This is a genomic window from Flaviramulus sp., from assembly GCF_982512915.1.
In genome coordinates, this window is the sequence record NZ_CEWOCJ010000022.1 from 1 (window position 1) to 24895 (window position 24895).

At 31.7% G+C, this 24895-nt stretch carries 15 protein-coding genes; 4 read left to right on the top strand and 11 right to left on the bottom strand.

All coding sequences use genetic code 11. From position 1 onward, the window contains the following. From AC1XJX_RS11830 to AC1XJX_RS11845, 4 genes are all read left to right on the top strand, one after another. A partial coding sequence (locus tag AC1XJX_RS11830; RefSeq protein WP_482004193.1) for a sulfatase family protein occupies positions 1-1419 on the top strand: 1419 nt, incomplete at its 5' end. Between the two features lie 58 nt (positions 1420-1477). Beyond that, positions 1478-3592 (top strand): metallophosphoesterase family protein, encoded by a 2115-nt coding sequence (locus AC1XJX_RS11835; protein WP_482004194.1) that lies wholly within the window; start codon positions 1478-1480, stop codon positions 3590-3592. A gap of 10 nt (positions 3593-3602) precedes the next feature. Beyond that, positions 3603-5942 carry a GH92 family glycosyl hydrolase gene (locus AC1XJX_RS11840; RefSeq protein ID WP_482004195.1) on the top strand — a complete coding sequence of 780 codons (2340 nt, stop codon included), beginning with the start codon at positions 3603-3605 and terminating at the stop codon, positions 5940-5942. Positions 5943-5972: 30 nt separating this feature from the next. Next, entirely contained in the window at positions 5973-7346 is a 1374-nt protein-coding gene (locus tag AC1XJX_RS11845) for a sulfatase-like hydrolase/transferase (protein WP_482004196.1), read from the top strand. 467 nt (positions 7347-7813) lie between these two features. Here AC1XJX_RS11845 and AC1XJX_RS11850 read toward each other — a convergent pair whose 3' ends face one another. The 11 genes from AC1XJX_RS11850 to AC1XJX_RS11900 all read right to left on the bottom strand — a co-directional run bounded on the left by AC1XJX_RS11850 (position 7814) and on the right by AC1XJX_RS11900 (position 24885). Next, on the bottom strand, positions 7814-8785 hold the full coding sequence (locus AC1XJX_RS11850; protein ID WP_482004197.1) for a type I phosphomannose isomerase catalytic subunit: 972 nt from the start codon (positions 8783-8785) through the stop codon (positions 7814-7816). Between the two features lie 10 nt (positions 8786-8795). Then, the gene (locus tag AC1XJX_RS11855; protein ID WP_482004198.1) at positions 8796-10379 is read right to left on the bottom strand and encodes a sulfatase-like hydrolase/transferase; all 1584 of its coding nucleotides are present in this window, start codon (positions 10377-10379) and stop codon (positions 8796-8798) included. A 7-nt stretch (positions 10380-10386) separates the two neighbouring features. Further along, positions 10387-11550 carry a prolyl oligopeptidase family serine peptidase gene (locus AC1XJX_RS11860; protein ID WP_482004199.1) on the bottom strand — a complete coding sequence of 388 codons (1164 nt, stop codon included), beginning with the start codon at positions 11548-11550 and terminating at the stop codon, positions 10387-10389. Between the two features lie 4 nt (positions 11551-11554). After that, complete coding sequence (locus AC1XJX_RS11865; RefSeq protein WP_482004200.1) at positions 11555-13201, bottom strand: sulfatase family protein; 1647 nt, start codon at positions 13199-13201, stop codon at positions 11555-11557. Between the two features lie 10 nt (positions 13202-13211). Further along, complete coding sequence (locus tag AC1XJX_RS11870; RefSeq protein WP_482004201.1) at positions 13212-14750, bottom strand: sulfatase-like hydrolase/transferase; 1539 nt, start codon at positions 14748-14750, stop codon at positions 13212-13214. Between the two features lie 91 nt (positions 14751-14841). Then, positions 14842-16158 carry an L-fucose:H+ symporter permease gene (gene fucP / locus AC1XJX_RS11875; protein WP_482004202.1) on the bottom strand — a complete coding sequence of 439 codons (1317 nt, stop codon included), beginning with the start codon at positions 16156-16158 and terminating at the stop codon, positions 14842-14844. A 28-nt stretch (positions 16159-16186) separates the two neighbouring features. Further along, positions 16187-18469 carry a GH92 family glycosyl hydrolase gene (locus AC1XJX_RS11880; RefSeq protein ID WP_482004203.1) on the bottom strand — a complete coding sequence of 761 codons (2283 nt, stop codon included), beginning with the start codon at positions 18467-18469 and terminating at the stop codon, positions 16187-16189. Between the two features lie 12 nt (positions 18470-18481). Beyond that, positions 18482-20728, bottom strand: coding sequence for a GH92 family glycosyl hydrolase (locus tag AC1XJX_RS11885; RefSeq protein ID WP_482004204.1), 2247 nt, complete (start codon positions 20726-20728; stop codon positions 18482-18484). Between the two features lie 26 nt (positions 20729-20754). Next, a complete protein-coding gene (locus AC1XJX_RS11890) occupies positions 20755-22050 on the bottom strand; it encodes a glycoside hydrolase family 99 protein (protein WP_482004205.1) in 1296 nt (431 codons plus the stop codon). Positions 22051-22057: 7 nt separating this feature from the next. Beyond that, entirely contained in the window at positions 22058-23140 is a 1083-nt protein-coding gene (locus AC1XJX_RS11895) for a glycoside hydrolase family 99-like domain-containing protein (protein ID WP_482004206.1), read from the bottom strand. A gap of 8 nt (positions 23141-23148) precedes the next feature. Further along, on the bottom strand, positions 23149-24885 hold the full coding sequence (locus tag AC1XJX_RS11900; protein WP_482004207.1) for a SusD/RagB family nutrient-binding outer membrane lipoprotein: 1737 nt from the start codon (positions 24883-24885) through the stop codon (positions 23149-23151). Positions 24886-24895: the final 10 nt, after the last annotated feature.

The following is a 24895-nucleotide window of genomic DNA, read 5'->3' on the forward strand; positions in this document are numbered from 1 at the left end:
ACTCCAAATATTGATAAACTAGCAAATGAAGGAATGCTTTTTAAGAATATGTTTTGCACCAATTCAATTTGTGGTCCTTCACGAGCAGCAATCTTAACAGGAAAATATCCACATGTAAATGGCTTTTATAAAAATGAAGGAGGAGGAGATTTTGATGAAACTCAACAAACATTTCCAAAAATCTTGCAAAATAATGGATATGAAACTGCTGTTTTTGGTAAATGGCATTTAGGTACAGCTCCAACAGGATTTGATTATTATAAAGTACTATTTAATAAAGAAGGACAAGGCTCTTATTATGACCCAGTTTTTGAAGTAACAGGAAATCGTATTGTTGAGGAAAAAGGGAAATATTCTACAAATGTTATTAAAGAAGATGCTATTAATTGGCTTAAAAACAGGAAAGATAAAAGCAAACCTTTTATGTTGATGTATCAATTTAAAGCACCACACAGACCATGGGAACCTGGACCTGGATATGAAAATTATTTAAGTGATATAACCATTCCTTACCCAGCCACTTTTAATGATGAATATACAGGTAGAAAAGCTGCTAAGGAAGCTTGGATGAGAATTGACGGTCATATGAATAGGAAAGATGTAAAAATAAGTCCACCACAAGGGTTAACAGAAGAAGAATTAATAGCTTGGAATAGCTTTGGTAATAATGATGGGGAATTTTGGACGCCAAACGAAAAAATGACGGAACAAGAAAGAAAAAATTGGAAATACCAACGTTACATAAAAGACTATTTAAGGGTAGTTAAAGGTGTAGATGATGCTATTGGAGCTATGTTGGCAGCCTTAGAAAAAAGTGGACTTGCTGATAATACTATTATTATTTACACTTCTGATCAAGGGTTTTATTTAGGTGAGCATGGTTGGTTTGACAAACGGTTTATGTATGAAGAATCTTTGCATATGCCATTTATTATAAAATATCCTAAAAAAATTAAACCAGGCTCTGTTGCGAATCAATTGGCATTAAATATAGATTATGCTCCCACATTACTACAATTAGCAGGCATTCCAATTCCCAAAGATATTCAAGGAAAAAGTTTTTTACCTGTTTTAGAAAACAAAACAAAAAAAGCTTTTAGAGATGCTGTTTATTATCATTACTATGAGTTTCCTTATTGGCACCATGTACAACCTCATTATGGAATTAGAACAGAAAGGTATAAACTCATACACTACTATTATGATATGGATGAATGGGAATTATTTGATTTAGAAAATGATCCTAATGAACTGAATAACATATACGCAGAGGCTAAAAACAAAGAATTAATTAGCAAATTGAAAACACGATTAAGTGAGCTAAAAAAAGAATATAAAATGGATTTATCTCTCGAGGAAATGCGTAAAATGACAGACATTAGAATAGATAGACGCTATAGAGTTGAGCCTGCTAATTAATATAGCTTAGTTGACATTTTTAAAGAACTAAAATTTAAATCTATCTAATTTTTGATAAATGAAAAGACGCAATTTTATAAAATCAACTTTAATGTTTTCTGCTGCTGCATTTATAACTCCAAGAGTTTTTGCATCAACTAATTTTAACAATGCTAAAAAAGATTCTTTTAAAGGATTTATTGTTTCAGATTCTCATTTTGGTTGGGTACATAAAATGCAACCTCAAATAGAGGAACAAGCGGCAGCCGTTAAAAATATTATGAAAAAATTTCCAGATTTAGATATCTTTTTGGATACAGGAGATGCACATCATAATGACCATCATAATAATGGAAATCCACATAAAGCAAGAAAAGATTGGGTAGATATTATACAAGGTGGCTGTGAGCAAATTCCTTTTTATTATGTAATTGGCAATCACGAATTGCGTTCAAATGAAGATGATGATCCAGAAATGCGCTCCAATATTATGGGTAGTAATACTTGCAGACCTTATTATAGTTTTGATATGCAAGGCATTCATTTTATCTCTTTTCCGCAATTGATTAGAGCTGTCTATATTACTGAAGAAGCTTGGGATTGGTTAGATTTAGATTTAGCACTTAACAAAGATAAAACCATTGTAATGTTGTCGCACAATAACATAATTGGCACAACAACAGGAAATGAAAATGGGTATAGAGGTGTAATGGATAGTGATAAAATGCTGGCAGTATTTAAGAAAAATCCAAATATTATTACTTGGATGCACGGTCATAATCATAATTTTGAAGTTGTAAAACAAGAAGATATGTTGTTTGTTTCAAATGGAAGAATTGGCGGTTTTGATCCTAGTAGCGGTAAATATGGTATTGGTGGTGTGTATTTCGAAATTACAAAAGACAAGCTAATCGTAAAATGTTATTCTGCAGAAAAAGATATGTTTTTAGATTCTTTTGATGTGTCTTTAAGTCAAACTCTTGATGTTAAAACCACATTTGATAATAAAGCAAATTTTGCCTATAGTTATGGTGTTGGTGGTGCAGTAAATGGAGAGCGTATTCCTGCATATCATCATCACGTAGGCGAGAATACTAAATCAGAATTATTTTTAACAGGCTGCAATAGTGCTGTTATTAATGATGATCACGCCATGACAAAATACACAGAACGAAAAGCGTATCACGGATTAGATAAAATTTTGTTCGCTGCAAAGGTGAATCACGGCAACGCAGGTTTCGAATATACAAATCCAGGAATTCGTTTAAAAGCAAATGATAATTGGTGGACTACCTTAACAATGCCTTCTGATAATTATGATAAATACTCCTATTACAGATGTCCTTTAGGTCAAAAATACAAGGCAAGCATCGATTTAGATGTAAAAGGAGAGAAAGGCAAACAACGTTTATGGTTGCGTTTGCACATACATGATATTAACGGACGGAAATTACGAATTGTCCAGTCAGATGAAATAATGTTAGTAAACGGAAGACAGCAACTAAATTACTTGTTTGAAGTGCCAAACTTGCCAGAATTTGATACCATTTACAGTAATCCACAAAGTGATAATTTAGTAAATGTTACAATAGAAGCCTCATTTACAGGGATGAATACAGATGTAGATATTAAATATTTAAAACTAGAACAAGAGCATTCAGCGTCAAACACAGTAGATGCCGGTGTAATTATTGATACTAAAAACTACCAAACATCTGGTGTTTTAGTAAAAGGGAACATCAAAAAAATAGAGTTAGACAAGCCCTTGGAAACAAGAAGTATTAATGAGATTTCGACCTCTGGAAATAAAAGAGTTACTTATCTTGTGCGTCATTCCAATATGAAATGGCAAGTTAGAAATGCAACAGCAACGTATTTAGAAAAACATATAAAAATTGGTAAAATAAGGAATCATATTTCTGATAAATTAGAGATTATCATATCTCCGCTTCAAAAAGAAATAGAACCCTACTTACATAGAGTTCGGTATGCAGAAAAAATTAAAATAGTTCCTTATCAATCAAAAAATCAATCGATAAAAGTAACTATAGAAAATGTATTTCAAAATGCAGAAATCGATTTTTACAGCACTAAAAAACCAAAAGTGGTTGCAGGTGTTACCAGTTGGATTTATAAAGACAATATCGTTACTGCAAAAATATCAAAACCCACAACTGTACTTGCAACCTTTTAAAAAACAGATTATGACTCAAACAAAATATAGTTTTAAATCATTACCTGTTGTGATTTTATTTACTCCCTTTTTATTTACTTCCTATAATACTCAAGGACAAACAAAAAGCTCCAAAGATGAGATTTATTTAGTTGATTATGTAAACCCTTTAATGGGTTCAGACTCTAAAAAAAGTATGTCTAACGGTAATACCTACCCAGCAATAGCAACACCTTGGGGCATGAATTTTTGGACACCGATGACTGCAGAAATGGGCAATGGCTGGGCGTATAATTATGATGATGATAAAATACGTGGCATCAAACAAACACATCAACCTAGCCCATGGTTAAATGATTATGCTGCCTTTTCTTTAATGGCAGTTACTGGTAAACTAAAATATCAAGAAGATGAGAGAGCTTCTTGGTTTTCTCACAAAGCAGAAACAGTTACACCATATCACTATAAAACATATTTAGCAGAGTATGATGTGGTTGCAGAGGTAACACCAACAGCTAGAGCAGCCCAATTTAAATTTACATTTCCAGAATCAGATTCTTCATATATTATGTTAGATGCTTTTTTTAAAGGATCTATGGTTAAAATTTTACCAAAACAACGTAAAATAATTGGCTATTGTAGAAACAACAATGGAGGAGTGCCAGATAATTTTCAAAATTATTTTGTAGCTGAATTTGATAAAGACTTTGAAATTACCCATACATGGAAAGACAATTGGGAGCTTCAAAAGGACAACTTATATTGCGAAGGAAAACATGTTGGTGCCATCATTGGGTTTAAAACTAAAAGAGGTGAGGTCGTTAATGTAAAAGTGGCTTCTTCTTTTATAAGTAAAGCACAAGCGCAAATTAATTTAAATAGAGAAATAGGTAAAGATTCTTTTGAAGAAACAAAACAAAAAGCGAAAAATGCTTGGGAAGAAGAGTTGAGTAGAATTAAAATTGAAGATGATAATATAGATAATATTAGAACTTTTTACTCCTGTTTATATAGGGTTTTATTATTTCCTAGAACGTTTTATGAGTTTGATGCAGATAATAAAATCATGCATTACAGTCCTTATAATGGAAAGGTTTTGCCTGGTTATATGTTTACGGATAATGGTTTTTGGGATACATTTAGAGGCGTTTTTCCTTTTTTTAATATGATGTATCCAGAACAGAATAATAACATTATGGAAGGTTTAGCTAACACCTACAAAGAATCTGGATGGTTGCCAGAATGGGCCAGTCCTGGACATAGAGCAGTAATGATTGGCTCTAATTCTGCATCTATTATTGCAGATGCTTATCTAAAGGGAAACATTAAAAATGAAAAAACTGCCGAAATTTTATTTGATGCAATTCTAAAAAACGCAACTGTGGAAGAAGGAAGGCCAGTAAGATCTGTAGGAAGAGAAGGTTTGAATTATTACAACACTTTAGGGTATGTGCCTTTTGATGTCAATATTAAAGAAAATGCAGCTAAAACTTTAGAATATGCTTATGCCGATTTTACCATTGGACAAATGGCAACAAAAATGGGTAAAAAGGATATCGCTAAAAAGTATTATGAACAATCATATCGTTACAAAAATGTATTTGACCCATCAACAAATTTAATGCGGGGTAAAAATGAAGACGGTAGCTTTCAAAGTCCTTTTGATCCTTTAAAATGGGGTGGTGCTTTTACAGAAGGAAATAGTTTACACTACACATGGTCTGTTTTTCAAGACATAGATGGATTGATAAATTTAATGGGCGGAAAAGATAATTTCATCAAACAATTAGATGGTGTTTTTACAATGCCACCAAAATATGATTCATCCTATTACGGAAAGGTCATTCATGAAATTAGAGAAATGGAAGTGGCAAATATGGGCAATTATGCGCACGGAAATCAACCTATACAACATATGATTTATTTGTATAATTATGCAGGAGTTCCGTACAAAGCACAAGATAAAATAAGAAAAGTGTTAACCAATTTGTATACTCCAACACCTGATGGGTATTGTGGTGATGAAGATAATGGGCAAACTTCTGCTTGGTATGTATTTAGTGCTTTAGGTTTTTATTCTGTAACTCCAGCAACAGATGAATTTATCATTGGAAGTCCGTTGTTTAAAAAAGCAACATTACATTTAAGAAACGGAAATACCTTTAGTATAGAAGCAAAAAACAATTCTGAATACAACTTTTACATTCAGTCTGCAAGTTTAAATAATAAGAATTATGAAAATAGTTTTATCAGATGTAGCGATATTCAAAAAGGAGGTCTTTTAGAGTTTAATGTATCGAATACTTCTAATAAAAGTTGGGGAAGTAAAGAAGAAAACCTCCCGTTTTCTGTGAGTAGAAAAAAAAAGTAGTATTTTATTTTAATAATTAGTTGATTTCGAATGAAAAAAAAAACAATCCTTTTTTTAATGACGAGCATCCTTTTTTTAGGATGTTTTTCGTCAAAATCACAAGTTAAAAAACAAAACAAAACAAACAACAACTATAAACCAAACGTTATTTTTATTCTAACTGATGATCAAGGCTCTATCGATGTAAATTCTTTTGGAGCAAAAGATTTAGTCACTCCAAATATGGATTATATTGTAGAAAACGGAGCCAGTTTTACACAATTTTATGCATCACCAGTTTGTTCGCCTTCAAGAGCCTCTTTATTAACGGGTAAAACGCCACAAAGAGCAGGATTGTCAGGAAATGCGGTTCCAAATTCAGAAATAAAAAAAGGCCTTCCTGGAACAGAATATACCATGGCAGAAATGTTTAAAGATGCAGGATATGCTACAGCACATATTGGCAAATGGCATTTAGGAGATGCACCAGACATGACACCAAACGCACAAGGTTTTGACCATTCTTTTGGACATATGGTGGGTTGTATCGATAATTATTCGCACTTTTTTTATTGGAATGGACCTAATAGACACGATTTATTTAGAAACGGAAAAGAAGTGTATTATGATGGGCAGTTTTTCCCTGATTTAATGGTAAATGAAGCTTCAAGTTTTATAGAAGAGAATCAAAAAAACCCTTTCTTTATGTATTTTGCTGTGAATATGCCACATTATCCTTATCAAGGAGATGAAAAATGGTTAGCCTATTATAATGATAAAGGGATTCCATATCCAAGAAATTTATATGCTGCATTTATCTCAACTTTAGATGATAGAATTGGCAAACTCATTAAAAAACTAGACGAATTAGGCATAAAAGACAATACTATTATTGTATTTCAATCTGACAATGGACATTCAACAGAACAACGTGCGCATTTTGGCGGAGGAAATTCAGGACCCTACAGAGGTGCAAAATCGAGTTTATTTGAAGGAGGAATTAGAGTGCCTGCAGCCATAACCTGGGCAAAAAAAATTAAAAAAGGTGAAATTAGAAATCAGTTTGCAGTAAACACAGATTGGCTACCAACACTAGCAGAATTGTGTGGAATTAAACTTGATATACAAAATCTAGATGGTAAAAGTTTAGTTTCCATCATCAATAATGAAACTGAACTAACAAAACATACAGAAGGTTATTGTTGGCAATATCAAGATATGTGGGTGGCTCGTAAAGGAAAGTGGAAATTATTAGGAAATCCAAAAGACACAAGTGATGAAAAAAATCAATTAAAGGAAAAGAGATTTCTAGTAAATCTTGATGATGATATAGGTGAAACTATAAATCTGGCAAAAAAATATCCTAATAAAGTTATAGAATTAGAAAAGCAATACCTCAATTGGCTTGAATTCAACAAAAATTAAAATAAAAAAACTGCTTTATATTTTAACACTTTCGATTATTATAATTAGATGTTCAAGTTCTAATGAGAATCTGGAAATGCTAATAAAAATTACAATTTAAGTTAGGTAAGATTTTTATAAATAGCTATTTTTTTATTATTCGCTTGAATTATGATAAACTTTAATTTAGAAAGTCTTCTTTTTTTGTTGTAATAAATTTTTATGTAATCAGCTATTTTAAGTCCCTTTTGCTCTTTTGATATCCTTATATTGTAATAATAAATTAATGCGGGGTTTCTAGCTATTAAAAAAAATGTACTGCATTATACAATCCAATTATTTTATTACCCATGCTTGCAATTACTTTACAAGAGTGGCTAACCTATAATTTTCAATTGTAAAAACTATTCTTACAAATTTAGTAGCTCCTTTAAATCACCTAATTTATTAAAGAGTAATTGATTCCGTTTAAAAAAACTTTGTTTTTTTTAATAATAAACCTCTAATATTTTAGCATTTGTTGCTTTTAATACTATTATTTTGTTGTTGGCGGGTATTAATATTGTTTCTCCGGTATTTAATAAAAATGTGTTTTCATTTGAAATAATTTCAGCTGAACCTTCAACACACATATAAATAATAAAAGAATCTATGTATCTATAATCTTTTTCAACAGTATCACTTATATCTAATATATTCGTTCTAAAATAAGGAGAATGCACTAATTTATTTGAAGTATTTTTTTTGAATTCATATTTAGTTTTATACGATTCATATACCTCATAATCAATTACATCAATTGCTAAATCATTATGTAATTCACGTTTATCACCAGTTTTTTCATCTACTCTATCATAATCATAAATACGATAGGTGATGTTAGAAGTTTGCTGAATTTCTGCTAACAAAACTCCTGAACCAATGGCATGCACACGACCTGTAGGAATGTAAAAAGTATCTCCTTTTTGTACATCTTCGTGGTGCATTACATTTAGAATGGTATTATTTTCTAAATGTTTATTATATTGCTCTTTATCAATTTTTTCATCAAAACCAACTATTAATTCTGCATCGTCATCAGCTTGCATTACATACCACATTTCATTTTTCCCAAACGAGTTGTGCCGCTTTTTTGCAACCTCATTGCTTGGATGCACTTGAATTGACAATGGTGTTTTAGCATCTATAAATTTAATTAATAACGGAAAATCTTCTCCGAATTTTTCATAAACAGTTTGTCCAACAAAATCACCTTTAAATTCTATAATTAAATCTCTTAGAGTTTTCCCTTTTAAAGCACCTTCTGCAACAACAGTTTCATCTCCAGAAACATCAGAAATCTCCCAAGATTCGCCAATATTTTCTTCTGTATATTGTTTATTCAATTCAGTTTTTAATTTTTCTCCGCCCCAAATTCTGTATTTATAAAGTGGTGTAAATTGTAAAGGATATAGTTTCATTTTTTGTTAGTTATATTAATTTTCGTTTTAATACGCCTTGATAATGTGGTGATTTGTTTTTATGCAACCACTCTAGCAAGTTTTTTCTTAATTCTTCTGCTTTTTGTTGGTATTTATTACCATCTGGATTTCCCCCTAAAAGATTAGTCATTTCATACGGATCTTCATTTAAATTATACATCGCATTCAATACTTTTGAATTTTCAGTATATGGTACCATCAATTTCCATCCGTCTTTTACAATCATATAATTTGGAGATGTTGGTCCTCTATAATTCCATTCTGTAACCACATAATTACCATGATTGGTTTCTTTATGTTCGATTAAATCTCGTAAACTTTCTCCATCAGATTTGTAAGTGCCGATTTGTAAATAATCCATTATTGTGGCAAATAAATCCACATTAGAAACATACCTATCAACTTTAGTGTTTGCTTTTATTTCATTAGGCAATCGCATCAATAATGGGACATGAGAAGATTCTTCGTAAAACACATTTTTTTCACGCATACCATGAGCCCCTAACATTTCTCCATGATCGCTAGTAAAAATAATCAAGGTGTTTTCTGCTAAACCAGTTTCATCTAGTTTGTCCATTATTTTACCCACCCAATAATCTAATTCTGAGATTAAACCATAATAATTGGAAATCATGTATTTTATCTTTTCCTTATCAGCAAACTGTGTTAATTTTTCTCTGCCATTTGCATTTTTATAAGGAGAGTTTTGCATATCGTCATTGATGCTTTCTGGAACTTTCATATCTTTTGCAGGATACATACCATAATAAGGTGCAGAAGAAATCATTGGTGCATGCGGAAAATGAAAAGAGGTAGTAATACTAAAAGGTTTGTCTTTTAAACGCTCTATGGCATTTATGGTTTTTTTAGCGTAAAAGGCTGTGATGGTATGCTCTTTTGGAATTGATGATTTTCCGTGAAAATCAGGTTGAGAAAGCTTTTTGTTTTCTATTTTAACTTGAGCATACGTTTTTCCGTAGTTCACATCCATAGGATCTGGGATGTATGGTCTTTTAGTAAAGTTGTCTAATAATTCGCCAGATCTAGGCTCTCTTTTTGGAAAAACATCGTTTAAATAATCTTGATACATATAACTCTGACCCCCATGGTCAAACATATATTTACCATTTTTTGCGTATTTATTTTCATTTTTATAAACCACAGCATGCGAAGTTAGTACATGCCATTTGCCATAGTATTCTGCATGATATCCTTTTTCTGTAAGAATTTCATCAAAAGTTTTCATAGCCATTACTGGCTCTTTATCATAATAATACGTTTTATCATTATCAGTAACACCATTTGTATTAATGGTAGTTCCTGTTAAAATACAAGACCTTGCTGGCCCACAAACAGCAACTGGAGTATAGGCATTTTTAAAATAGGCACCTTGTTTTGCTAATCGATCTAAATTAGGTGTCTTTAAAATTGAATTGGCTGCAATGCTAACAGCATCATACCTTTGTTGGTCTGTTATTATAAATAGTAAATTTTTCTTTTTTTGTGCAAGACAATTACCTTGAATTTGAGTTAATAAAAGTGTGATTAAAATAAATTTTAATGAAGCATTCATTTATAATTTATTGTTTTAAAAAGTTTAATTGTCTGTATTTATTTTCTTTATTTTGAGTTAGTAACTCATACATTATATTTTTACTTTTTCTTAAAAAAAACAATCGTACATCTTGATTGTTTGACGTTATTTTTATTGAATCATTTTCAATTTTATAAACAAACTCAATTATATTCATATTCATTTTTTGTTCACCTTTCCCATTTTCTTTAAAAATTAATAGTTCATTTTTAAATTTCCATGAGCCAATAATCTTATCTTCAGTGAGGTTTATTAAAGGATATTGATTTTCTAATTGCTTGTCTAATGCTAGTTTAATTGTATCTAAATTTTTATTTTTAAGCTGAAACTCTTCAATAAAAAGTGCAGAAATTTCTAGAACACTTTTCTTAAAAACATCAGGATAAATAGTGCCCAAACAGGTATGATTAATACTGTCATAAAGCATCACTTTTGCTTTGCCTCCTGCCTCTCTAATTTTATCCGCAAATTTTATACTTTGCGTGAAGTGGCACAACCTGTCTTCTTTTCCATGCAATAAAAGTGAAGTAGGTGGATTTTCTTTTAAATTATAAAATGCAGATGCTATTTTACTTTTTTCTTTGGTATCTAACCCATAAATTTTTCTTGCTTCACTATTAGGAAATGGAGATTCTTTTTCATCATGGTCTACTAAGTTATACATTCCCTCTGCACCTATATAAACCTTACAATTTGGATATTTTTGAGCCATAACTGCAGATAAAGTGGATCCTGCTGAGGCACCTCCAAAACCAATTCTTGTAATGTCCGCATTAAATGCATCAGCATTATCAAAAAACCATTGAACAGAAGCTTCTAAATCGTTTATAGCATCTGCAAATGTTGCATTATTTCCTTTACAACGATAAGCTAAACCAACATAAATTACACCAAGCTCATTAACTAAAAAGTTTGCATCACCTGAAATTGTTGCAGGAGGTACTTCTTTTTGGTCACCTCCATTCCATCCACCTCCATGTACAAAGAAATATACAGGACTTTTATCTATAGTTTTTTTTGGTAGTTTTATACGAATAGGAATATCATAACCACCTGCTTTAACTGCTATAGTATCAATTATTTTTTGAGCAGTGGTATTTAAAAAAAAACAGCAATTTAAAATTAAAAGTGTTTGCTTAATTACTTTCATAAAATTAATTCACAAATTCTGCATAAGGTCTATTAGGAAAAGACTTTAAACTTTTTATTAATAGTTTTTTTAATTCTTCAGCTTTTTCTGTATTGTTTTTAAAAATATTTTTTGTTTCGCGAGGATCTTCAACTAAATTAAATAATTGATCAGCATCAAAATACAAAGGGTTGTTTGTTGAAGCAAAATTACCAAGATGTGCGTTTCTTACATAATATGGAAACTTTAATTTTTCACCTTTCCAACCATTAAATTCAAGACCCTCCTCTATTTTTTTCTGAGTTTGATTGTCATACCTAATTGCAATATACTTCCAATCTTTGGTCATAAACCCACGTGCATAACCCAACTCAAAAAATAAATGTTCATGAACTGGATTTTTTTCTCCTTTTAAAACATTTTTAAGACTTACCCCATCATGGTTGAGTTTTTTTTGTACTTCTTGTAAATTGACACCTACTAGGTCTAAAAAAGTTGGAGTATAATCAATATTTTGAACAAGTTCGTCATAGGTCTGGTTGGGTTTTATACCATTTGGCCAATGCATCATGAGAGGTATTTTAATTCCACCTTCGTATAAGGTAGTTTTACCACCATTATAATCACCATGGTCAGATGTAATTACTATTAAGGTATTTTCATAAATCCCTTCTTCTTTGAGTTTTTTTACAATTGCCCCAACAGCATGGTCAAACCAACGTAACCAAGCATGTGCAACGTCTTTATCTAGGTTTTTTACTTCTTCTAATATTTGTGCTCTTGTGGGGAGGTATGAATAAGAAATGTGTTTGAAACCCTCTCCCGTAAATTTGGGATTTGCATCTAAACCAAAAACATATTTTCCATCCTTTTTAATCCAAGGAGCAGGGCCATGAGGAATGGTTTCACTATAATATAAATAAAAAGGTTTTTTTTTATTTTGATCAATAAAATCTAGCGCTGCTTTATTTTTCCACTCTACATTATGAACATTTATGGAATCATTAAAAAGTTCTTTTAAATTACCCGCGTACACGCCGTTGGCATAATCAAAACCATATTTTTTGATGATTTCTGCCCATTTTTTATGATTATACGCCATGGCATCAGATACATTTATATCGTTTGGGTCTGCATCTTTATCATATTCTTTGAAACCATTATCACCCCAATTTTTTCTTTGATTTGCAAGTTCATGCGCTACCAAATGACTTTTCCCTACAAAACCAGTTTTATACCCTGCTTTTTGTAATAATCTTGGTAAATTCTCTCTATCTATTTCTAGCTCCGTATTATTTTCAACCCGGGTCATGCTTCCATTTGGATGTTGTTTCATAAATACAGGTCCTTCAGATCTACCTGCATAACGTCCTGTTAATGTGGTGTATCTACTTGGTGCACAGACAGAACTTGACACGTATGCTCTTGTAAAAATCATTCCGTTTTTTGCTAAATCATCAATGATTGGTGTAACAACCTGGCTGTCACCATTAAAACCAAATGGGCGAGATTGATTTTTTCTATCCGTTTCCTTTAACACAATTGAACTTTGATCATCTGTCATTATGAAGATAATATTAGGTTTTTTAGTGTTTTGTGCTATTGATTTAGAACTACTAAAAAGGACTATAAAAAAAATAGCGGTTATTGTTTTGTAATTATTAAATATCATTTTTAATTATTTATTTTTTATTAACTATTTCTGTTATACCAATACCTGGAACTTGTTTTTTAAATTCCTCATAAAAGACTCTAAGCTGCGCTATAGTTTGTTGATTTTTTTGATCATTAATTCCGTTATTGATTTCTAAAGGGTCATTTATTCTATCAAAAAACATATCTCCAAATTCTCTATAATCTTGACTAGGATTTACTAGATTTTGTTTCATAATACCCAATTTTGCACTTTTACTGATTACAGTTGCCTGAAACCAACTTTCTGAAACGATATAATCTCTATTTAATGGTTTGTCTTTAAGCACTAAATTAGCAAGTGATACTCCTTCAAAATTGTTTTCTAGTTTGGGTGTTTTTAAATTTAAAGTTTCTATTAAAGTAGGTATAATGTCTGCTAAAGTTACCAGTTCTGCAGTATGTTTTCCCTGAACTGTTTTCCCTGGAATTCTAATCATTAAAGGAATGTTTAAAATATCTTCATATACATTATGACCGGCTGCAGCTTTCTCTACCATACCATGATTACCTGCAAAATCTCCATGATCTGAGGTGTAAATAATTATAGTTTCTTCTTTGATATTTGCCTTGTCTAAAGCTTCTAAAATATCACCAACGTAATGATCTATTTCTGTAACCAATGCGTAATAGGCCCCTATAAAATTTCTCCATAGCTGTTCATCTTTAAATGCTTTATCCATATTCCACACTTTGTTTCCGCCATTTCTTTGAAATTGTAGTAATGGTGGCAAATCTTTGGTTGGTTGGTAAAAACTTGCTGGCATTTTAATAGCGCTATTTAACTTTGTTCCTTTTCCCCATTCCGAAACATTATACATGTCCATAAATTTCTTTACTGGGTTGTATGGTTGATGAGGTCTGTAAAAGGAAGAAAAACAAAAGAAAGGTTTATCGCTATTTTTTTGTTGATCAATCATTTTAATAGTTTCTAATGCCGTATATGCTTCCATAGAATACCCAAATGGTAATTTAGAAATACGTGTTCCTAAATCAGCAGTAGGTATTTTAGTATTTTCCTCTTTACTTCCTTTAGGTCCTTTCCCAAATTCAGCAGCCCAATCATAAGAAAATTCAGTTTGATAACCTTGCGCTGTAATCCAACTTAAATAGTTGCCATTATCGCCTTCCTCGGGATGTACTTCTTTTTTTATATCCCATCCTTTATCGCCGCCACCTTTTAAATGTCTTTTGCCAAAAGCATATGTTTTGTAGCCATTGTATTTAAAAATACTTGCTAATGAAGTTGCTTTATCAGTAACAGAAGTTTCTTCATTGTTATCCATTAAACCCATGGTTCTTGGATACAATCCTGTCATTAAAGACATTCTAGAAGGCACACAAATACCTCTTGTTGCATACGCTCTATCAAAAACAACAGATTCATCTGAGAGGTTATCTAAATTTGGAGTGATAACATCTGGATGATTTTCAAACCCCATTGTTTTTTTGTTATGTTGATCTGAAAACAGTATTAAAACATTTGGTTTCTTTTTAGTTTTAGATTTTGAAATATCGCTTTTTGTCATTAGAGATGTCAAAATAATAAAAACATAAAAAAAATTATTGTGTATAAACATTTTTTAAATTTATTGAAAGTCTATAAAATAATATTTGCGTTTAGCTTACAAATGATTCGTTTTTTTTAAATACTCTAAAACCGTACCACGCTATGTACGTAAAACATCCTAATGGTAAAATAAATGAAAAATTTACTTCTGAAACTCCCATAATTGAAGTATCTGCAACACCATTTCCACCAGCATCAATAATCATTCCTTGCAATTTTGGCATTAAAGCACCACCAACAATTGCCATAACCAAACCCGCAGAACCTACTTTAGATTGCTCTTCTGATAAACTACCTAAAGCTATACCATAAATAGTTGGAAACATCAAAGACATAAAGAAAGAGATACCCACTAAACAGTATAAGCCTAACATTCCCTGAATGAAAATTGTTCCGAAGACACAAACCATTGCAAATAAAGCAAAGTACATTAATAATTTTCCTGAACTAATAAAACGTAATAAATACGTTCCAATAGCTCTACCAACCGTAAACAAAACAAAGGCAGCCATTTGATAATAACCTGCTATAACACTATCCATACCTATGCCTTCTGCATATTGATAAATATAAGTCCAACACATTATTTGCCCACCAACATATAAAACTTGAGCCAACACTCCAGATGTATATTTAGAGTTCTTACCCAAAGCAACAAACGTTTCACCAATTTTTGGCATATCACCCTCTGCTTTAGATTGTGGCATTTTGCTTACTAGAAAAATTACAAAAACAACTGTAATGAACAACCCTAATGCTACATAAGGATCTCTAATTACCAATAAATCTGTAGTTCTAATAAGCGCTTTAGAGGCTTCTTCAAGCGCGCTAAAATCAACAATATCATCAGACTGTAAGTTCTTTAAAACAAATTGTTGTGCTACAAATAATCCAGCAATTAATCCCACAGGATTAAAGGCTTGTGCTAAATTTAACCGTTGCGTAGCAGTTTCTTTTGGACCCATTGCCAATGCATACGGATTTGCTGCTGTTTCTAAAAAAGCCAAACCAAATGTTAATACATATAAACCCAAACAAAAGAACATAAAGCTTTCTGATTGCGCTGCGGGATAAAATAATAATGCTCCTATTGCATATAAAGCTAAACCGATTAAAACACCTACTTTATAAGAATATTTACGCATAAACATTGCTGCTGGCAAAGCCATACAAAAGTACCCACCATAAAAAGCCATTTGTACCCAAGCTGCTTCAGAATTAGATAATTCTAATACCTTTTTAAAAGCCTGAACCATTGGATCAGTAACTGCATTTGCAAAACCCCACAATGCAAATAATGAGGTAACAAGAATAAAAGGAATTAAGTTTTTTCTAGGTACGACAGGTATTTTTTTTAAATCTTTCATTTTTAGTTTAGTTGATGTTAGTTTTTAATTATTTAGGCAGATTACCCATTGTAAATTCCATTTTTCCTCCAGCAATTAATTGCTCGTGCGTAAAAAATGAAGTTTCTAATTTTCCCCCATTCAATTTAGTTGCTTGAATGTATTTATTATTTCGACTATTATTTTCTGCCGTTATTACAAATTTCTTTCCCGATGGTAAATTGATTTCAACTTCATCAAAAATTGGACGACCAATAGAATAGGTTGGGTCCCCTGGATTAAAAGAATAGAAACCCATCGCATTTAATACATACCAAGCAGACATTTGTCCACAATCCTCATTACCTGCCAATCCATTTGGATTATTAAAATACAATTCATTCATAATTTTGTCCGTAACTTCTTGTGTTTTCCAGGGTTGATCTACAAAATTATACATATGTGCAATATGATGGCTTGGTTCATTTCCATGCGCATATTGCCCAATTAAACCAGAAATATCCCCAGAAACATCATCTCCAGTCAATTCGGAACTTGTAGAAAATAAAACATCTAAATTTTTGATAAACGTTTCTTTTCCGCCAACTAAATTTACCAAACCTTCAACATCGTGAGGCACAAACCAAGACCACTGATAGGCATTTCCTTCTGTATAATCATCTTTTCTATGTTTAGAAAAACGAGGATCAAAAGGCTCTCGCCATTTTCCATCTTGATTTTTCCCTCTCATAAAGCCTGTTTCGGTATCATAATATTGAGTGTATTTTTTAGAGCGTTTCATAAACCGATTGTAATCGTCAGTTTTCCCTAAATCTTTCGCCATTTGTGCAATACACCAATCATTATAAGCATATTCTAATGCTTTAGAAACCGATTCGTTTTCTAAATCTGCTGGAATAAAATCCATCGTTTCATTATAGAGTTTACCTTTTGGCATTAATATAGTTTTAACTCTTTTTGAAGGGAAAAAGATATCTGTAGTATCATACGTTGATGCGTGAACAACTGCTTCATAGGCTTTCTTTACATCATAACCTCTAATTCCTTTGTTGTAAGCATCTACAATTACTGGTACAGCATGATATCCAATCATACAACCTGTATAATTTCCTTGCAATTCCCACATTGGTAAAACGCCACCTTGATCATATTTTGTTAAAAGTGTGTTTATAAATTCGTTTGTTTTATCAGGATCTGTAATTGTTTTTAAAGGATTATATGCTCTAAAAGTATCCCATAAAGAAAAAACTGTATAGATTTTCTCTTCTTTAGATTGATGAATTTTTCTGTCCATTCCTCTATATCTGAAATCTACATCAGAAAAAGTATTTGGACTTATAGAAGTGTGATACAAACCTGTATAAAAGATTGTTTTTTCATCTTCTGTACCTCCTTTGACATTAATTTTTGATAATTCTTTTTCCCATGAATCATGAGCCTCTTTTTTAACTTTATCAAAATTCCAATGGTTAATTTCTGCTTCTAAATTTTTACTTGCGCCTTCATAGTCCACAGAAGAAATACCCACTTTAGCTAAAACTTCTTCACCAGCGTTTGTCTTAAAAGTTAATACTGCTAATAAATTTTTAGACATTTTATTGGGTAAAGCATCAATTTTTTTTCCGTTTTCGAAAAATGTTACTGTAAACGGTTTGTTAAATTTTGCTTTAAAGAAAATATCTTGAGTTACTGCCCAACCTCCAGAACCTTTATAACCTACAATTTCAGTATCTGAAATTAATTTAAATTGATGATTGGGTTGATGGTCTTCATAAATGTTATGCGATAAATCTATAATGATACCAGATTTACCTTCTTTATTGAACGTGTACTTATGAAAACCTGCTCTTTTGGTAGATGTAAGTTCTGCTTTGATATTATAATCTTTTAATAAAACTGAATAAAATCCTGGAGATGAAACTTCTTCTTCGTGACTAAATCTAGAACGATATCCAGCATCTGGATTTTCTGGAGTTCCTGGCATTACTTTAGCTTCACCAGAAAAAGGCATAAATAAAAAATCGCCTAAATCACTAATTCCTGTTCCACTTAAATGTGTATGAGAAAACCCTAAAATTGAAGAATCTGTATAATGATATCCTCCACAAGCATCCCAACCTAAAGTTCTTGTATCTGGACTCAATTGCACCATTCCATAAGGTGTAGTTGCCCCTGGAAATGTATGCCCATGACCTCCTGTACCTATAAAGGTATTTACATAGACTGTGTTGTCTGATGTTGTTTTAAATTCTCCCTTTGTTTTATTTCTAAAAGAAAAAATAAGAAATAAAAACAAGATTGATACAACACTAAATCCTCTAAAATTCTTCATATAATTAGATTGTTATTTTTGATTAAATATTTTTAAAATTGACGTGTCCTTATTTGCCAATTTTTTATTTGGATATTTTCCCATTTCTAAGGTTAAAATGCCTCCTTTTATAATATCTTCATGAGTAAACCACATTCTATTTAATTCTTCTCCGTTTAATGTAATTTTTTGTATGTATTTATTAGTTTCGTTACAATTTGGCGCATTTACAATGAACTGCTTCCCATTAGGTAAGTTGATTGTTATTTTTGAAAACAAAGGACTCCCAATGGTATAGACTGGAATTCCTGGTGTTATTGGATAAAACCCCATTGCAGAAAAAACGACGAAGGCAGACATTCCGCCTCCATCTTCATCTCCTGGAATACCAAAAATGTTGTCTTTAAACCAAGTGTTTAATAACATTCTTATTTTCTTTTGCGCTTTCCAAGGCGAATCTGTAAAATTGTATAAATATGGAATATGAAAACTTGGTTCATTTCCCATAGAAAACTGGCCTACAATTCCTGTAAAATCAGGAAATCTTGCATTTAAAGCATAGGTAGTTCTACCTAAATCTTCTCTGTACATTTGATCTAAACGTTCTTCAAACGTTTTTCTACCACCCATTAATTCTTGTAATCCTAAAATATCTTGTTGTACATTCCATAGATATGTCCAACCATTATTTTCATCATAATAATCTCTTCCACCCATTCCTCCATCAAATTTTGGATCGATATCAATCCAGTTTCCTTTGGCATCTTTTGGCATAAAGAATCCTTTTTCTTTCCAATACAAATTTTTGTAATTCTGTGCAGTTTTAGAAAAGTATTTGTAATCGTCTTCTTTACCTAATTCTTTTGCAAATTCTGCTAAAGCCCAATCATCATAACCTTGTGCTAATGTTACAGCAACTGCTTGTCGTTTTTCAAAATCATGCACTTTTGAGTCAGTTTCTTTTTCTCCTAGATGTAAAGCTGGGAAATAACCAAGTTCTAATGCGAGTTTATCAAGAGGTGCATGTTCTCCCATTGTCCAAGGAATCATACTACCTTCTAAAGCATTTTTTTTCATCGCCTGAAAAGCAACTTCTGCATCAAAATTGTGAACACCTTTTCTGTAGGCATCTAATAACATTATGGTAGAATGAAAACCATTCATTGGAGGTGCGTCTCCATGAATTTGAGGAAATTGTGGTAACCATCCAGACTGTTCGTACATTCTTACATAAGAAGCCATCATATCTGATTCCATTTCTGGCTGTAAAATATATCGTAAAGGATGTAATGCTAAAAACGTATCCCAAACCCAGTCGTCCGCATAAAAATCTTGTTCTCCTTCGTGGATTTTTTTATCGTAATTACTATAATATTTTCCATCTTCAGTAATATTTATCATTCTTTCATAAGACCGATATAAGGCTGTATAAAATGTCCTTTTGTAAGCTTCTGTTCCACCTTCAACTTCAATTTGATTCAATCTTTCAGACCATTTTTTATGCGCTTTTTCTTTTACATTTTCAAAATTGAAATCTGGAATTTCTCTTTCTAAATTTTTCTTTGCTTGAGCGATACTTATAAATGAAATTCCGTATTTGAATTGCACTTGGTTGATGTTTACATCTTTCCAGGTCATCCAAGAATTAACTTTGTTATCTTCTGTTTTTGCCCAAGTAAATGCTCCTTTTTGGTCGGTTATTGCATAAACGTATGCAAACATTCCTTCAAAAGATTCAGTTCCTGTTAGAGAGCCATCTTCATTTAATTGCCAATCAGCACCAGATAAATTGCTTAAATATAATTTTCTGGTATCATTATTTTGATAGGTAAATCTAAAAATTCCTGCTTGTGCAGTTGGTGTAAATTCTGTAGTAATATCATAATCTTCTAACCAAGTAGAATAATAGTAAGGGTGTGCAATTTCTAACTCTTGATCCCAAGCAGAAATTGGTTGTTTTACTTCATCAACATTGCCAGAAGCAGGCATGATATTAAATAGTAAATCTGAACGATGTTTTCTTGTAGTTAAAGGAAAAGACGTTATTTGATCATCTCTATAATCATCTCTTTCAGGATACATGCGAACCATTGAATTTGGCAAATGTATACGTGTTCTTGTTGGTTGTAAAAAAGGAGCAACTCCACCAATTTGTGGATCTACATATTTTACATTGTCAATCTTTTTTTCTAATAATTTTTCTGAATTACAGGAAAAGAATAACACAGAAAATAGAAAAATTTTTATACAGTTAGTAAGCTGTTTTTTTATTGATTTCATTAAGTTGATCAATTAAGAGGTTGTTTTTAATTAGGATAAATAGGTAGCGTTTTTGACAACGGAATTTCTTTTCGCAACATTTTTCCTGCATGTCCTGTTTGCCATAAATAATAATCTGATGGTAAACCTTCATAAGTTAAAAACTCACTTTTTCCTACAGGTGGATTATTATCTACTTTAAAAATACAGGTCCCCTCATCAATTTCATCAAACATAGCAACGTAAATGGTTTTTACGTTAGATGATATTGCATTGTAATACTGCCTCCATAAAAATTCTCCTTTTAAACGTGGAATTTGATTAAAAAGACTGGCATCTTTTTTCATATTTGCCCAACTAAAGCCTGGAAAAACTACAGGCATGTATAAAAGACCATTCTCATTACACCATTGCTGATCTTTTATAGTATAATCTTCTTTGTGTTTATCAGCAGATTTTAAAGTTTTATATCTTCCGGGAGTCCAAGGATGAACAATATCTGCCATTTTTATAACATCGTGCAGTTTAGTATCCGCTACTGCATCTCTTTCTAGTTCTCGCCAACCAGTTGGTAAGCCTAAAAGCACAACACAATTCCCATATTCAGCATCATTTTTAAAGAAATCAATAAGCTCTTTTATATTATCTAAAGTGTATTTTCTGTTTTTGAAACCTACCCCCCAAATAGAAACTACTGCTTTACCTTTATAAGTTAATATATTAGGATTTGTTGGATCATTTAACTTATATTTTTTTACGAGTTGTTTCCAATCTTGAATTGTAGTTTCTACAACATTCGTATTATCAGTTCCAGAAAGATCATACATTAAACTTAATAATCGATTGTTGTCTTTTGCAGCTATAAAACAGTTATCAAAAACCTTATTATAATTATCAATTCTTTTTTGACCTCTAGTTAAACCAACCACGAATCTTTGTGTAAAAACACCATCAATTCCATAATCGTTCATCCATTTAAAATGACGCTTTACTGTTTTTGAATTTGCAGAACTAAATACATAGGCCGGTTTGCCATTTTTATGAGTAAATTCAGTTTCGTACAATTCATCTTTGTCTAATTCAGATACATCTGGCCAACAATCTATAGAAGCATTGCCAAAATTAAATTGATTATTATTTGCGTAATGTTTCCATCCTAAATTAGAACCATCTCCTATTGCATTAAACCAACCTTGATAACCTGCTAAAATTTTACCTTCTATAGAATTGTTAATTTTAGCAGGGATATTTTTATCAACCTTTAAGATTTTAGTATTGCTTTTGCAGCCATATAATACAATAGTTATAATTATAGCTAAAAAAAAATTTGATTTTTTTTTCATAAAAAAATTAGTTCACCTTAAATTCTTCACGAAGTATTTGCAAGTAATCTTCACCATAAGTATCTGCAGACTCTATTTGTGTCCCAAAATTCCAATCATTAAATGAGTCTAATAAAATAATTTTTGAATTTCCGGAAACCCTTCTTGCCACATTACAAAAATCTCTAAACCAAGCTGCATCTTTTTCAATAACAAAAGATGGATGGTTTGGATTTTGTAATTTAAAATTCTGAGAAGGTGAAACTGTAGGTATGTATTCTAAATTAACACTTGCGAACGTTTCTTTATGATATTCAAAAGCGATATCAATTACCTTATGAAACTGTTCTTTTCGATCAAACTGATTTACATTAATTAAGGCATACGATTTATGTGCTACTGCATCAACTGCGTTAACAAACCTAAAATCGAATCTTAATGGAGGTGTCCACTCTAGCTGTTCCCCTATAATGAATAATTCGAAACCTAAAGCACTTAACTCAGTTCTCATTTGTTGGTATAAAGCAGCATTGTCATCAGCGAATAAATTATGAGAGTTAGATACATACACTAAATTTTTACCATCAACTTTGGTGTAATTTGGTTTTTCAAAATAAGGAATCATTAATTTAAAGTCATCAATAAATCTATCAACCAAACCTCTAGCTTCTATTCTATTGTTATTTTTAAGTCTCATATTATCAAAATTATATCTTATGGCAAAGTTTACATCGTTTGCATTGGGTGCAGAAAGTAAACCATCTATAAAAGTGATGTCTTGGTTGTATTGACCCTGATTATTTGAAGATCTCATTTCAAAAATAAAGAAATCGATTCCAGCAGTTTTTGCTTGGTTTACATGCTGTTCATAAACAACTGGATCTCCTGCGCCTCCAGGATAAACTCCAATACTTGGTTCTTCAACTACTCTTGTGTTTCTCACAAAACGACTATATTTTGCACCTACTACATAATCTGAGGTTACAAGAACATTAGGAATATAATAATCGAACATACTATCCCCTGCTCTTGTTATATTATCTTCTGTACATGAGAAGAAGATTAAGAGAAACGCCGTAAATACTAATATTTTATTTATTGTTTTCATCATCGTTTGTATTAAAGTTTTGTGTAAGGTATTCCTGCTGTTATTAAATCATCTTCAGAAGGCCCGTAGAAATTTCTGGCAAAATCACGTGAAAACTCAACATCTAAAGAAGGGTAGTCAATTGGAATCATTGGTTTGTTCATCTTTAAAGGGCTTGTTAACGAGTTTCCATTGGCCAATAGTGCTACAGCCGCAGTATAACCTGCGTTGTTAAAACCGCTTTCTGATGATGGAGGATAGACCATTCTTTCTGGGATTTCTGCCCAATCTAAACCTGTAGCTCCATCTGGGCTAAAGTGTGCAATAATTGGTAATTTTCTTGTTCTTTTTTGTAAACACCAAATATCATGTCCTTGGTTAAAACTAGCCAACCAACGTTGTCTTACAATTTTATCTATTGGATCTGCAGAAATACCGCTTGTAACTATGCTATACAGTCCATTATCGCCAACACTAGAGGTACCCCATTTAATACCATCTTGCTCTCTGTAAGTTCTTGCGCCTGGAGCCCCATATTGTTGAAAAGATGCATCGATACCAGCATTATAATATTCTTCTGCCGTTTGTGAACCTCCCCAACCTTTTAATTGTGCTTCAGCTTTTATAAAATTAATTTCAGAATAGGTTATAACATTAAAGCCCATATCTTGTGCCATAAATAATTCCTCGTTTGGCCTACAGAATCTATCATTACGAAGTCCGTTTAATAGATTATCATTCTCATTTAAACCCCATCCGTCAACAAGACCATTACCGCCTAAAGCTCTTCCAAAATAAGGAAGTTGATATTGAACTCTAATTTTGACTGTTGTAGAACCCGATTCAAAAACCTCATCATCAATTGTAATTGGGCCTGTTGATGGTTCAACGATAGCAAATATCCTAGGGTCATGATAGGTTTTTAAATTAAGCATAAAATGAAAGTTTACAAGAGGTAAAATATCAAGTGATACAGTTTGGAAAATATATCTATCATAGTTAAAAGACCAATTTTGTTGGTCTAAGCCCCATCTCATAACTACATTCTCATCATTTGAGCTTATAAGTACATCTTCATTTTGCATAACCTCTAAGCCGTGTTGTTGAGCCAAATCAGGGAACCCTTCAGAGATTCTAAGCGCTATTTTTAATCGTAAACTATTAGCAAATTTAATCCACAAGTCTGTGTTTCCATCAAATATTGGATCTAATAAAAGCTTGTCTCCATTTGGATCCATTTGCTCTCCTGCTTCTTTAAGCAATTTCAAAATTTCTGTATAAATTTCTTCTTCACTAGAATAACTTGTGGCGTTAATTCCTTTAGAAGCCTCTTCAAAAGGAACGCCACCATATGTAGAGACTAGCATAGAGTAAATATAACTTTTCCATACCTTGGCAATATGAACTCTATTGGTATAATCTGGATTGTCAGAAAATTTATCTATAATTTCTTGATTGTTTTTTACACAGTCTATGTAGGCCTGTCTCCACCAAACATCTAAATTATTTTCATTGAAAAAGAAGTTTCCAAATTGACCTCCTTTACCTCCATAATAACTAGCGTACATCATGTACATTTGGTCATTCATTGTTCCACCAAATAAATCAAGCGTACCTTTTACACTTCCTGCAAATAAAGTATAGGGTTCTGCGGTGTTAAAGGCATTAGGATCTTTGTTTAAATCTTCAAAACCTTCTGTACATGATAGTATGGCTGTAAAAGCTAATAATAAGCATGCTATTTTATAAGTATATATATGTTTTTTCATTGTATTTGTT